Source organism: Parabacteroides sp. AF17-28 (genome assembly GCF_003479205.1).
Lineage (GTDB): Bacteria > Bacteroidota > Bacteroidia > Bacteroidales > Tannerellaceae > Parabacteroides > Parabacteroides acidifaciens.
The window spans coordinates 35,276-48,053 of record NZ_QUGV01000027.1; the positions used below are offsets into that span (position 1 = coordinate 35,276).

At 48.6% G+C, this 12,778-nt stretch carries 12 protein-coding genes; 4 read left to right on the plus strand and 8 right to left on the minus strand.

The window, feature by feature from the left end:
• Positions 1 to 88: 88 nt before the first annotated feature.
• Both mnmE and DWW90_RS16760 read right to left on the minus strand, forming a co-directional pair.
• The gene (gene mnmE / locus DWW90_RS16755) at positions 89 to 1,477 is read right to left on the minus strand and encodes a tRNA uridine-5-carboxymethylaminomethyl(34) synthesis GTPase MnmE (RefSeq protein ID WP_199662209.1); all 1,389 of its coding nucleotides are present in this window, start codon (positions 1,475 to 1,477) and stop codon (positions 89 to 91) included.
• Between the two features lie 50 nt (positions 1,478 to 1,527).
• A complete protein-coding gene (locus tag DWW90_RS16760; RefSeq protein ID WP_122345798.1) occupies positions 1,528 to 2,649 on the minus strand; it encodes a DUF362 domain-containing protein in 1,122 nt (373 codons plus the stop codon).
• A gap of 111 nt (positions 2,650 to 2,760) precedes the next feature.
• On the opposite strand from DWW90_RS16760, the gene DWW90_RS16765 reads away from it, so the two are divergent.
• Positions 2,761 to 3,951, plus strand: coding sequence for an AAA family ATPase (locus DWW90_RS16765; RefSeq protein ID WP_122345799.1), 1,191 nt, complete (start codon positions 2,761 to 2,763; stop codon positions 3,949 to 3,951).
• Between the two features lie 32 nt (positions 3,952 to 3,983).
• Positions 3,984 to 4,727, plus strand: coding sequence for a nitroreductase family protein (locus DWW90_RS16770; RefSeq protein ID WP_122345800.1), 744 nt, complete (start codon positions 3,984 to 3,986; stop codon positions 4,725 to 4,727).
• Here the strand turns inward: DWW90_RS16770 and rpiA are convergent.
• The 5 genes from rpiA to DWW90_RS16795 are packed head-to-tail and all read right to left on the minus strand — an operon-like array spanning position 4,717 to position 9,278.
• Positions 4,717 to 5,412, minus strand: coding sequence for a ribose 5-phosphate isomerase A (rpiA, locus tag DWW90_RS16775; protein WP_122345801.1), 696 nt, complete (start codon positions 5,410 to 5,412; stop codon positions 4,717 to 4,719). The two genes, DWW90_RS16770 and rpiA, sit on opposite strands and share 11 nt — an antisense overlap.
• Before the next feature lie 51 nt (positions 5,413 to 5,463).
• A complete protein-coding gene (locus tag DWW90_RS16780; protein ID WP_122345802.1) occupies positions 5,464 to 6,327 on the minus strand; it encodes a nucleoside phosphorylase in 864 nt (287 codons plus the stop codon).
• A gap of 7 nt (positions 6,328 to 6,334) precedes the next feature.
• The gene (gene floA, locus DWW90_RS16785) at positions 6,335 to 7,327 is read right to left on the minus strand and encodes a flotillin-like protein FloA (RefSeq protein WP_122345803.1); all 993 of its coding nucleotides are present in this window, start codon (positions 7,325 to 7,327) and stop codon (positions 6,335 to 6,337) included.
• 24 nt (positions 7,328 to 7,351) lie between these two features.
• Complete coding sequence (locus DWW90_RS16790; protein WP_122331128.1) at positions 7,352 to 7,828, minus strand: NfeD family protein; 477 nt, start codon at positions 7,826 to 7,828, stop codon at positions 7,352 to 7,354.
• Between the two features lie 10 nt (positions 7,829 to 7,838).
• Positions 7,839 to 9,278, minus strand: a complete 1,440-nt coding sequence (locus DWW90_RS16795; protein WP_122345804.1) for a tetratricopeptide repeat protein — start codon at positions 9,276 to 9,278, stop codon at positions 7,839 to 7,841.
• A 111-nt stretch (positions 9,279 to 9,389) separates the two neighbouring features.
• Between DWW90_RS16795 and DWW90_RS16800 the strand changes: the two genes are divergently transcribed.
• A complete protein-coding gene (locus tag DWW90_RS16800; RefSeq protein ID WP_122345805.1) occupies positions 9,390 to 10,136 on the plus strand; it encodes a tRNA 2-thiocytidine biosynthesis TtcA family protein in 747 nt (248 codons plus the stop codon).
• A gap of 3 nt (positions 10,137 to 10,139) precedes the next feature.
• Positions 10,140 to 10,511 carry a DMT family protein gene (locus DWW90_RS16805; protein WP_115500023.1) on the plus strand — a complete coding sequence of 124 codons (372 nt, stop codon included), beginning with the start codon at positions 10,140 to 10,142 and terminating at the stop codon, positions 10,509 to 10,511.
• A 484-nt stretch (positions 10,512 to 10,995) separates the two neighbouring features.
• Here DWW90_RS16805 and DWW90_RS16810 read toward each other — a convergent pair whose 3' ends face one another.
• On the minus strand, positions 10,996 to 12,774 hold the full coding sequence (locus DWW90_RS16810) for a RagB/SusD family nutrient uptake outer membrane protein (RefSeq protein WP_115500022.1): 1,779 nt from the start codon (positions 12,772 to 12,774) through the stop codon (positions 10,996 to 10,998).
• Between the last annotated feature and the right edge of the window lie 4 nt (positions 12,775 to 12,778).

A 12,778-nucleotide genomic window follows, 5' to 3' on the forward strand; every position in this document is an offset into this window, starting at 1 on the left:
TATCGCTTATAAGGCTAAAAAGAAAGGCGCTCAAAATGAACGCCTTAATAATCATTGATGATATATGCTAATCATTGGTAATCACCACTTACTTGCCGATGCAAAACCTCTCAAATATATTCCCCAGCACCTGGTCCGTCGTAACCTCGCCGACGATATCTGAAAGATGAAAAATGCATTCACGGAGGTCTTGGGAGACGAAGTCGCCGGAGAGGTTGGAGGAGAGGCCTTCCTGGACGCGGTGGATGGAGTCGAGGGCGTGGGTTAGGGCTTCGTAATGGCGGATGTTGGTGACGATGATATCGTTTTGGGATAGAGAAGGGATATGGGCGGCTTGGATTAATAGATCCTGCAACGCGTTAATGTTCTCTTTTTTCTTGGCGGAGATAAAGATGGACTGGACATTTTCGGGTAGGTTGGCAGGGATGAGGCCAGTTGTATCGGCAAGCAGGTCGGCCTTATTGAAAACAAGGATCAATTGCTTCCCTTCGCAACGAGGTAGAATCTTTTCGGACAATTGGGCGATTTGTTGGGGTGCATCGACCGCATCTATCATCCAAAGGACGATATTTGCCTGGTCGAGTTTCTGGAATGTACGTTCGATGCCGATACTCTCGATAGCGTCATGCGTCTCACGGATGCCGGCGGTATCGATGAAACGGAATGTGATGCCCTGGATGTTGATCGTGTCTTCGATTACGTCACGCGTTGTGCCGTGAATATCACTTACGATTGCTTTTTCTTCGTTCAGCAAGACGTTCAGTAAGGTGGATTTCCCCGCATTCGTTTCACCGATAATCGCAACCGGAATACCATTCTTGATTGCGTTTCCCACACTAAAGGAATTAGCCAGACGTGATATGACCGTTTCGATATGAGCCGCTAAAGTGCTTAGTTCGCTGCGGTCGGCAAATTCTAGCTCTTCGTGGTCGCTGAAATCCAACTCCAACTCCATCAGGGATGTAATATGCAGAAGCTGTTCACGCAGATTTTTTAATTCATTGCTGAAACCTCCGCGCATCTGGTTCAGTGCCAGGCGATGTTGACCGGCTGAGGTCGATGCGATCAGGTCGGCAACAGCTTCCGCCTGGCTCAAGTCCATTTTGCCGTTCATGAAAGCACGCTGCGTATATTCGCCGGGCAGGGCGGAGCGGCAACCGTTTTCGATCAGAAGCTGCATGATTTGCTGCTGGATATAAACGGAGCCGTGACACGTGATTTCAATCGTATCTTCTCCGGTAAAAGAGTGGGGGGCACGGAAAAGGGCTATCAGGACATCGTCTATCAGTTCTTCTCCACGCCGGATACTACCATAGCGCAACGTATAGGCTTTCTGTGACAACAGGTCTTTTCCTGCTGTACGCGGTACGAATATCGTGTTACAGATCGTGATTGCTTCCGGCCCGGAGACACGGATTACAGCAATTCCCCCGGCTCCAGGGGCGGTTGATACGGCGCAGATGGTATCTTGATTGATCATGTGAAAAATAAATAATAAAGGGCGGTTCGCGAACCGCCCCTACGGTTTTATACGGTTATTAATTCATACTGTTGTGTTCCCAGACCGATCTTTTCGGCATGTTCCAGACCTGCTTGCCAGTTGGTTTCTGGGTGCATGATGTGGAACTTGTCGCAATCTTCCAGATGATCATGGTGCGGAGCGTCTGAAAGACGGTTGCCCGTTTCCAGGATCGGAGCTTTGATCACCATATCGGCACACGCTTTGTCAAGGGCTACCGGATCAAAAGAGGCTGCGATACCCAAATCCGGGATAATAGCCGCGTCATTATGATTCCAACAGTCACATTCCGGCGATACGTTCATGATGAAGCTGACATGGAAATGCTTTTTACCTAATAATACCGCTTTGGAATATTCGGCAATCTTATAATTCAGACGTTCGGAAGTATCCCCTTCACCCATGACGGCGCCGTCGTATTGGCAAAGAGCGACACACTGGCCGCAACCGACGCATTTCGTGTAGTCGATCTCCGCTTTATGCGACGCATTCAGATGAATGGCATCGTGGCGGCAATGCTTGACACAGATATTGCAACCTTTGCAACTTTCGATGTCGATTCTGGGCTGCGAAGCCGAATGAAGTTCCAGCTTTCCGCCGACACTGGCGCATCCCATACCGATGTTCTTTAAAGCGCCTCCGAATCCGGTCTGTTCGTGCCCTTTGAAGTGGTTCATCGTGATGACAATATCCGCATCTGCAATGGCAGAACCGATTTTAGGAGCTTTGCAATACTCACCGTTAATCTCAATTTCGCGGTATTCCGTTCCTTTCAGGCCATCTGCGATAATCACATCGCATTTGGCGGAAATAGGATTGAAACCGTTTTCCATAGCGCTCTCCAGATGATCCACGGCATTGGCACGACGGCCTGAATACAAGGTGTTACAATCCGTGAGGAAAGGCTTTGCCCCGAGGCTGCGAAGTAACGTTGCCATCCGGGCAGCATAGTTCGGACGAATATATGCCAGGTTTCCCGGCTCGCCGAAATGGATCTTAATCGCTGTAAATTGATTTTGGAAATCAATGTTTGCTATCCCGGCACGTTTTACAAGACGTTCCATCTTGTCCAGCAGGTTACTGGACGGAGTCGTGCGGAGATTGGTGAAATAAACTTTAGATGTTTCCATTTGTTTATTGGTTTAGAAATGCAAAGGTACGAAAAAAACTATTCTTCCTGTGAGTTGTTGGTTTTGTAGATTGGCTTTAATATAGTATTTTTGTCTCAAATCAGTTATAGTATGGACATGTATCGGCTAAACCATGAGCAATTGCTCAAGGGTGTCAATTTGGGTTTCCAACGTTATTTATCCCGGCAGATCAAGTGGGACAAGAGGTTGATCGGTATTTTCGGTGCAAAAGGTGTCGGAAAAACAACCTTGTTGCTTCAGCATATCAAATCCGCTTATGGGGATTCGGATGAAGCATTGTATTTGCCACTCGACAATATATGGTTTCAGGAACAGCAAATGTTGCCCGAGATCGTGAGGACGTTTTACGAGGATGGCGGCAGGCACCTTTTTCTGGATAGTGTCCACCGCTATGGTGACTGGGAGCGGGCGATAGTGCATTTATATGAAACTTACCCTGAGATGCAGATCGTATTTGCCGCACCTTTATTGCTTGAGGGTGATAAGGCGGAACTGCCTTTTGCCGGGAAAGGAGATTGGTACAAATTGCATACGATGTCGTTCCGTGAATATTTGTCCTACGAGGGAGCGCTTGATCTTAAGCCGGTCCCTCTGGATGAACTGCTGCTTAACCACGCGGAAGTGACACAGCAGGTGATGGATGAGATTAATGTCGTCCCGATCTTCCGGAATTACCTGGAACATGGTTGCTATCCTTTCTATTGGGAAGATCCGGATGCTTTTATTTTCCGTTTGCAAGATATGGTCCGTGACTCGGTCGATATAGACTTGGTTTCTGTCCACCCGATGAATTTCGGAATGTTCCGTAAGATGAAACAACTGCTGGTGCAGCTTGGTAAAGAAGCACCCGAAGTGCCCCGCATGCAAGCTTTGTCGTCAAAGTATGAATTAGATAATACGCGTGTGCATAAATTGCTGGATTATGCGGAAGAGATAGGCGTCCTCCGGCTTTTGCAGGCAACGAAAGAAGAAGGCGGCCTGTCCCGTGCCTACCGGTCGTTCACGGCAAACACCAATCTGATGGCAAGCCTTTTCCGGGAAATGGAACGCGTTTATCTCGGTGAAACTTTCTTTGTCGATCAGATGTCGAACTGCGGGACGGTTGAGCTTTTGCAGAATGGCGATTACCGGGTAAATGATAAATATACATTTATGATCGGCGATCCGTTGATGGATTATGATCGGATCAAGGATGTGGAGAATGCCTTTGCCGCCATTCACGGACAGCCGAAGAGCGTAGGAAACAAGATCCCTATCTGGGCGCTCGGCCTTTGCTATTAATAGATTGTGTCATAAACTAAATAGACTAAGTTATGTTGGAAAATATGAAGAACAGACGGACGATCCGTAAATATACGACTCAGGACATCCCGGATACATTGCTGAATGAATTATTGGAAATAGCAGCCCGTGCCTCCAATACGGGAAATATGCAGTTATATAGCGTCGTCATTACCCACGATAAGGCGAATAAGGAAAAGCTGGCTCCCGCCCATTTCAATCAGCCGATGATTACGACTGCTCCGGTTGTGCTGACTTTCTGTGCCGATGCCAACCGCTTTGTCAAGTGGGCGGAGCAACGTAAGGCTGTGGCCGGTTTCGACAACTTCCAGACTTTTATCGCTTCTACGATCGATGCGATGCTGTTTGCACAGTGTTTCTGCACGGCTGCGGAAGAAAAAGGGTTGGGAATCTGTTACTTGGGAACGACTGCCTATAATGCGGATAAGATTATTGAAGCCCTCTCGCTTCCCCGTTTGGTTGTGCCTATCGTAACAGTGACAGTCGGTTATCCGGATGGAATGCCTGAACAGGTGGAACGCCTGCCGCTCGACGCTGTTATCCATCAGGAAACTTATACGGATTATACGCCTGCCTCTATCGATGCGTTGTACCGCGACAAAGAAGAACTGGAGGTCAACAAGCAATTCGTACGGGAAAATGAGAAAGAAACATTGGCCCAGGTATTTACGGATGTACGCTATACGAAGGCCAACAATGAATATTTCTCGGATGTCTTGCTGAAGGTCTTGAAAGACCAGGGCTTTATGAAATGATCTGCACGTTGTAGTGCATGAACAGCCCGCTTTCGATAACCCCGGTAATCGATTTGATCGATCTCTCTAAATTATCGGGGATGTTGTCGAACCAGGCATCGAGAATCAGGTTTCCATTCTCTGTGATTATGGGACCATCTTTCCCTTCTGCCATTCTTAATTTGATTTCTTTTGGATTATAAGCCCGGAGTACTTCTTCCACGTAAGTAAGTGCTTCGGGAAATATTTCTATGGGAACCGGGAAGCGGGTGCCTAACTTCGTGACCATCTTGGAAGGATCGGCGATAATATAGCTCCGGGGGCTGGAACTGATCAATAGCTTCTCTTTAAACATCGCTCCGCCGCGCCCTTTTATCATGTTGTGCTCCGTATCTATTTCGTCAGCGCCGTCGAATGTCCAGTCCGGTTTATGTTCCCACAGGCTGGTGACGGGAATCCCTAAGCGGGCGCAAGTCATACGGATCTCCTGTGAGGTCGGGATAGCGCGGATGTGCAGCTGTTCGTTTTTGACCCTTTCGGCAATCTTTGTTAATGCCAAGTAAGCGGTCGAGCCGGAACCTGCACCGATAATATCCCCGTCATCCACCATAGAGGAAATGATCTCCGCAACTCTCTCTTTCTCTTCTCTGTTGGAGATGGATTTACCCCATTCCAAAGATGATAATATAGTCTTTCCCCATTCCATGATCCATATACATTATATATAATGTCAACAACCGGCGGGAAGATTCGGTTCTCAAATCCGGTCTAATACTGTTTCGATCAGGCCGGTCATGGAACCTTTGTATTCGGTGTTCATGTCTTTGGCAACCCGTCCGGCAATGATGCAACAGACAGTCATTGCCCGGTGTCCCATCAGGGCGGACAGTCCCGCAAGCGATGAACTTTCCATTTCGAAGTTCGTGATCTGGATGCCGTTATAGTTGAAAGCTTCGATTTTCCGGTTCAGTTCAGGATCGGCAAGCGGCAGACGAAGTTGGCGGCCTTGCGGACCGTAGAAACCGTTGGCGGCAATCGTTACACCCCGGATAATGTCGCCCTGCGTGATCTGTTCGATCAGCGAAGGATCGGCCGAAACGACATACGGCTGGATGCCGCTTAGTTTCCACTCCAACTGTTTAAGGAGTTCCGCTTCGAACGCCCTGTCGCGTACTTTGGCAGAGTCGGCATAGAAATACAACACCCCGTCGAAGCCGATCGATTTTTCGGCTGCCACGTATGTGCCGACGGGGACGAATGGTTGCAAGCCTCCTGAAGTACCGACACGTACCATTGTCAGTTGCCGGAAGTCCGGTTTGATGGTACGCGTGGCAAAGTCGATGTTTGCCAGTGCGTCCAATTCGTTCAGGACGATGTCGATATTATCAGTCCCGATGCCATGGGAAAGCGTTGTGATACGCTTCCCTTTATATGTTCCGGTGATCGTATGGAACTCGCGGCTCGACACTTCGCACTCTTTCGTATCGAAGTAAGCCGCAACCGTATTCACACGATCAGGATCGCCGACCATAATAATCTTGTCGGCCAACTGTTCCGGTCTCAGATGCAGGTGAAAGCAGCTGCCATCGGGATTGATAATGAGTTCAGAAGGTGCAATCATGATTCTTTTAGTCCTTTAACGGTTTGGAAGGCGTACTTGCCGGCTTGGCGATTGCTTCGCGCATGCTGGTGTCAGCCTCGATATTCTTCATTTTATAGTAGTCCATGACGCCTAAGTTGCCGGAACGGAATGCATCTGCCATAGCTTGCGGAACCTGTGCTTCGGCTTCGATCACTTTGGCGCGGGCTTCCTGCGCTTTGGCTTTCATTTCCTGTTCGAGTGCAACGGCCATCGCACGGCGTTCTTCGGCTTTTGCCTGGGCAATGTTCTTGTCGGCCTGTGCCTGGTCCATCTGAAGGAAGGCACCGATGTTCTTACCTATATCTATATCGGCGATGTCGATGGAAAGGATTTCAAAAGCAGTCCCGGCATCCAATCCTTTGCGGAGTACCAGCTTGGAGATGGAATCCGGATTCTCCAATACCGTCTTGTGGCTTTCGGACGAACCGATGGACGAAACGATACCTTCGCCTACACGGGCCAGGATTGTTTCTTCGCCGGCACCACCGACCAACTGCTTGATATTGGCACGAACCGTCACGCGCGCTTTGGCAATCAACTGGATACCGTCTTTGGCAACGGCAGTTACGGGAGGCGTGTCGATCACTTTCGGGTTTACAGACATCTGCACGGCTTCGAATACGTCACGTCCGGCCAGGTCGATAGCGGTAGCCATCTGGAAAGGCAGGTCTATGTTTGCTTTGGAGGCCGAAACCAGGGCATGGACGACCTTTTCCACGTGTCCGCCAGCCAGGTAGTGCGCTTCTAACTCATCACGGGTCAATGTTTTCAGACCGGCTTTGTGGGCTTCGATCATGGCACGGGTGATGATGTAAGGAGGTACATTACGGATACGCATCAGGAAGAGTTGTATCAGCGAGATGTTGACACCCGAAACTTTTGCCGAGATCCACAGCAGGAACGGCACATAATAAAAGAATATTACCAACAGCAGTATCGCTGCGCCCAGTAGGGCTATCGGAACAAAGGTCATTTCCATGTGAATAGAATTATGAGTTATGAATTATGAATTATTTTTCCTTTTTACCAGTACGTTGTAACCGTCTACGCGCATCACCTCGACCGGCGTGCCTTCGTCGATCAGTTCGTCCATCGACTTGGCTTCCACCGTGATCCCTTTGATACGGGCTTTGCCGATAGGAGCGAGGCGGGAAAGCGTTATCCCTTCGTCACCCGGTACGATTCCCAAATCCCGGCTGGACACTAACTTCGAGTCTACATCCGTTTTCAGAGCCACCCGGTTGAACGATTTGGAGCGCAGCAGCCATGCAAATGAAGCGATAAACACCAAAAGCGAAACGCCTAACGTTATATTTCCCATCCATACGCTTACCGAGTAGGCATAGATCAGTCCTCCGGCTGCAAAGAGGAATCCTCCTACACCTGCCACCGTGATTCCCGGCAACATGAATATTTCCAGCAGGACGAGCACGATGGCTACAATCATTAGGAAAGCGATGATAAGCGTTTCGAATAACATAAGAGTCGTATTATCGTTTGTTTGTCAAATATTTGATTTCTGCATTACGAGCCTTCTTCTCCAGTTCGCCGGGTTGATCCATGAGCGAGTTCAGTTGCTCTTCCGCTTCGAGGATGGTCGGTTTCAACTGGTCTTTGCGGGCCTTGTTCCCTTGGGCGTATGACGCGCGCAGGCCGTCCAGCTTTCCGTTCAGCTCTTTGATCTGCTTATTGAGGGCGACCACCTTTTCGTAATATCCTTTTGCTTCCGGGCTTTTGATATCGTCTAACTTATAGTAGACAATGTCATTGCCGATGATAAACTCGAAATCCTTTTCTATTTTTTCTTCCCCGTAAGGAATCTCCGTATGGGAAAGGCGGATCAGCTCGGCATAGTCGGAACCTTCCTTCCAGGAATCCTGGATAGAGGTGATCGCCGCGCGGGCCCGCTTCAGATCGATGTCTTCACTCTCCACCCGCTTGTGCTCCGGGTTCGGAATAAAGAGATAGACGCAGGCTTTGCCTTCCGGCTGGAAGCGGTCGGAAACGAACCAACCCAATCCCTTCACCTCGTCGAACACCATCATATAGTCGTTGTAAGGCGAGTTGAACGGCATGCCCAACTGCTCCGGGGCCAGATACGTATCGGAATTGATGTTATAGCGGGTGACAAACAGGTCGTAACCGCCTATCGAGCCGTTCCCTTTGGAAGCGTAATAGATCGTGGCACCGTCGGGAAGGACAAACGGATAGTTGTCGTCATCGTTACTGTTGATGTTCATCGGTAACTGTTTTTCGTCTCCCCATTCATCCATCAGCATGGATTGGGTGAAGAGGCAGTAGCGGTCGCCGTCTGTAGGATGGGCGTAGTATATCTTGTCGCCTTTCTGGTTCTTATAGACCGTCGAGCCCACCGGCTCGTTCGTCTGGAAGAAATCTTTATAGGTTTCGAGCGTTCCGCTTTCTTCACTCAGTATATAGGCGGAGAGGAAATCATCTTTATCGACAACCAGACTGTCGATGATCTGCACGTCTTCCACTTTCTCCATCATGCGCTGGGCATTGTTCGCCAGGTCGAGCCTTGCCTCGAACGCTTGCGGGTCCTGTTTCTTTTTTGCCAACAGGTCGATGTAGTCCTCCAGCATTTCGGCTGCCTGATCGAAACGATATGTCTCGTAATAAATCTTGGACATATAGTTATAAGCCTCCTGCACTTTGCGCTTGACAGCTACTTGCAAGTGTTTTTCGGCACCCGCCAAATCTCCGGTCTCGTAACAGCAGACACCGTACCAATGATTATAAGATGAGTTACTGGGAGCCTGCTTGACCAGCTTTTCAAAAGCCGGCTTGGCTTCCGCATATTTCCCTTCATTATATAATTTCTTTGCTTCGGCCAGACTTTGCGCATGCAGCCCGCCGCAGAGTAACGTAATTCCTATTGTATAAAACAGTTTATGTGATAACCAATTCATAGTACCTTAATTGTATGATATAATTATACCGTTTCAAAGATAATAATATTTTTAGTAGAGGATGCAATTCGCGGGATAAATATGTATTTTTGTGCCCGATTAAAAAAGAGTATGGCAAAGCTGACGGAAGAAGAACTCCTGTTTCGAAAAGTAGAAGAGAAGGTTAAGAAGGCAATATTCGAATATGGCCTGATTGCGGATGGCGACCGTATCCTGATCGGACTGTCGGGCGGCAAGGACTCTTTGGCGCTGGTAGACCTGCTGGGACGGCGTTCCAAAATCTTCCGGCCCCGGTTCGAAGTGGTCGTGACGCATATTGTCATGTCGAACATCCCGTACCGTTCGGATCTCGACTACCTGAAGGGATGCGCCGAAGAGCACGGGCTTCCCTTTTTCGTGCACGAGACGAGTTTCGACGCCTCGACCGACACCCGCAAATCTCCCTGTTTCCTTTGTTCCTGGACACGGCGCAAAGCCTTGTTCGACATTGCCCGGCAGCACAACTGCAACAAGATTGCATTAGGACATCACCAGGACGATATTCTCGAAACGCTTCTGATGAATATGATCCATCAGGGGGCAATCGGGACGATGCCTCCGCGTCTGAAGATGGATAAGTTCGATATGGAGATTATTCGCCCGATGTGCTTAGTGGAGGAGAAGGAGCTGATCCGCATTGCGGCGTGGCGGGGTTACAGGAAGCAGATCAAGAATTGTCCGTACGAATCCGGTTCCAGCCGTTCGGATATGAAGGAGGTTTTGTCGTGTCTGGAAGCGATTAACCCGGAGGCGCGCTACAGCCTTTGGAGCAGTATGTCGAATATTCAGGAGGATTATCTGCCTCACAAACTAAAATAAATTATGCAGGGATTTTATACTATTCTGTTATTGGTCGTGTCCAATGTCTTTATGACGTGTGCCTGGTACGGACATCTGAAGATGAAACAGCAGTTCAGTTGGTTCGAGCATCTGCCGTTGATCGGCGTTATCTTGTTTAGCTGGTTTTTAGCTTTCTTCGAGTATTGTTTCCAGGTTCCGGCGAACCGGATGGGATTCCGTGATAACGGCGGCCCGTTTAACCTGATCCAGTTGAAAGTGATCCAGGAGGTGATTACGCTGGTTGTCTTTGTCGGATTCAGCACGATTGCCTTCAAAGGCGAATCATTCAAATGGAACCATGCGTTAGCGTTCCTGTTCCTGGTGGCGGCTGTCTACCTGGTGTTTAAAAAGTAAACAGGGAAGAACTGCAGGACTAATATTTCATATCTGGCAAATAGCAAATCAATAACGGATAAACACCGGTCCTCTATTGCATGTTACGGTTGTATTCTTTGCATGTCACAACTGTCTTCCTTCTCTGTTACAGTTGGATTTCTTTTGTTTCACGGCTGTAACATGAATAGCGGGTAGGTATGGAAGTAGCACACATCCCGCATCGTTCATTCTATCTGCCGGGTTATTCATTCCTTTACGGCACTATAACCCCATGAAGTACTGCAATACCATTTCGCAGCCGATCTTGACGAGTTTTTAAGTTTTAAGAAATAATGAACCGTTAAATCATCATTTGTGCATACCTGAATAGTGTTGTTTTGCTGAAGAAAAGCCGGTTGGTGTCGGCAAAATGGCGGATTAATTACCGGGTGATGCCGGGTTGTGCGGAAAAGAAAAGAGAGCATGCCAAGTGTGTCAGGCATACTCTCTTATATATAAAGATTTAGTTCAGGATAACTCCGCTGTTATCCAACGGATTCTGTGTCAGTTTGCTACCGCTCGGATAAGAGTTTATAGCCGTTTGCGGGATGAAATAGGTTACGCGGTATTCTGTTGCCGGTATGTCTTCCATCGCGTTTTGCGGACCCGGATAATGACGTGTCAGTGCTTCGCCGTTACGAAATACGTCGTAGCTGCGTTCTGCCTGATAGGCCAATTCCAACTGACGTTCCTTATCGATCAAGGTCGGGGCGGTCGTTGCATCCAGTGAAGAATAACCTGCGCCGGGGATAGAGCGTTCGCGAATCGTGTTGAGGTCGCTTAATGCTTCACCGTAACGTCCCATTTTTGCGTAAGCCTCGGCCCGGTTCAGATAAAGTTCGCCCAGGCGGGAGATGAGCGGAGAGTACAGATGCGAGTCTTCGCCTTCACGTGAGCATTTTGTAATGTAGAATTCCGGATAGACACGGTTTAGTGACATCTGGTAGTCGATTACACCGGTGTAGGTGTTACCGTCGGAATACTTGATTGAATAGATTTGCTGGGCTTCATTGACCGGCGTCATCGGATAAGTGTTTGTTACGTCTCCAACTGTTTCCGAGCAGGTGTATTGGTTCCCGTTTTTGTTCAATGCGGCCTGTACGTAGTTGTAGTTCGTATGCTTGCCGCTTGCGTCGTAAACGTTCTTGATGAAACGGAATACTTCGGTGTATTTACCGTTGTCGTCTTCGACATATTGCGGTTCGATAAAGTTCGCACGGGCATCGACAATCTTTTTCTGATCCGGACGCCAGTCGTTACGACCGGTTTCGTTCAGCAAGTCTATATATTTGGCGCTTGCAAACATTTCACCCCAGCCCATACCTCCGATATTGGCATACATACCTCCGATGCCGTAATAGTGGTCATCGCCGGAGAATTCGGAAGCAACCCGTTTAACGACGAAGATGGATTCCTTGTTGTTTTCTGGAACATAGGTGTTGTAGAACATGAACTCTTCGCGCGGCAATAACTGGTATTCGCCGGAATTGATCACTTGTGTTGCATAATAAGCGGCAGAATCGGCATATTGCGTGTTCGGATTCAAATAGGTACCGCTCATATAAAGATATACGCGCGACAGCATGGCTTGTGCCGCACCTTTGGAGGCATAGGCGGGACCATCGTTGACTGTCAGCATGTTTTCTGCTTTTCGGAGGTCGGCGATCGCTTGTGCGTAACTTTGTGTGACGGTTGCACGGTCGGGCAATTGCAAGTTGTTCAAGTCGTCCGGCGTACCGTTGACGATAGGGACACCTAAGTTTTTGTCCGGAGCCTGATAGTAAGGACGGGCGAAGGCACGGGTCAGATAGAAATACATCATGCCCCGGATGTAGTAACATTCGCCTAATTTATTATCGATCTCGGTACTTTGTCCTTCTTCGATCATTTTGATGACGTTGGAAGTCTGGGCGATAGCTTTGTAGCCGGAATCCCAGAAACTCTGCAAACGGTAGTTATTGGCCGTGCGTGAATAGGATATGAATTCGTAGAAGGCATCCGTGGAAGAACCGCGAATCATCATATTGTCGCCGGCATACTCACCTAAACGGTGCATCGGGTCGGACCATGTTTTCAATTGGGCGTATGCGCCACGTACCAGACCGTCGAGATAAGTGTTCGGGTCCGAAGTAATGTCTTCGGCAGCCATGCTTCCATTCGGCAACCGTTCGATGTCGCAGGAAGTCAATGCTACACCTGCGCAGGCAGTTACTATAAGAAATTTTGATATAATCTTTTTCATACGT

Excerpts from the sequence above, each read along its gene's own strand:
- DWW90_RS16790 (WP_122331128.1), bottom strand. The coding sequence starts at position 7,828 with ATGTTATTCGAAACGCTTATCATCGCTTTCCTAATGATTGTAGCCATC.
- DWW90_RS16765 (WP_122345799.1), top strand. The coding sequence starts at position 2,761 with ATGGACATGTATCGGCTAAACCATGAGCAATTGCTCAAGGGTGTCAAT.
- DWW90_RS16805 (WP_115500023.1), top strand. The coding sequence starts at position 10,140 with ATGCAGGGATTTTATACTATTCTGTTATTGGTCGTGTCCAATGTCTTT.
- floA (WP_122345803.1), bottom strand. The coding sequence starts at position 7,327 with ATGGAAATGACCTTTGTTCCGATAGCCCTACTGGGCGCAGCGATACTG.
- DWW90_RS16795 (WP_122345804.1), bottom strand. The coding sequence starts at position 9,278 with ATGAATTGGTTATCACATAAACTGTTTTATACAATAGGAATTACGTTA.
- DWW90_RS16800 (WP_122345805.1), top strand. The coding sequence starts at position 9,390 with ATGGCAAAGCTGACGGAAGAAGAACTCCTGTTTCGAAAAGTAGAAGAG.
- DWW90_RS16780 (WP_122345802.1), bottom strand. The coding sequence starts at position 6,327 with ATGATTGCACCTTCTGAACTCATTATCAATCCCGATGGCAGCTGCTTT.
- DWW90_RS16770 (WP_122345800.1), top strand. The coding sequence starts at position 3,984 with ATGTTGGAAAATATGAAGAACAGACGGACGATCCGTAAATATACGACT.
- rpiA (WP_122345801.1), bottom strand. The coding sequence starts at position 5,412 with ATGGAATGGGGAAAGACTATATTATCATCTTTGGAATGGGGTAAATCC.
- DWW90_RS16760 (WP_122345798.1), bottom strand. The coding sequence starts at position 2,649 with ATGGAAACATCTAAAGTTTATTTCACCAATCTCCGCACGACTCCGTCC.
- DWW90_RS16810 (WP_115500022.1), bottom strand. The coding sequence starts at position 12,774 with ATGAAAAAGATTATATCAAAATTTCTTATAGTAACTGCCTGCGCAGGT.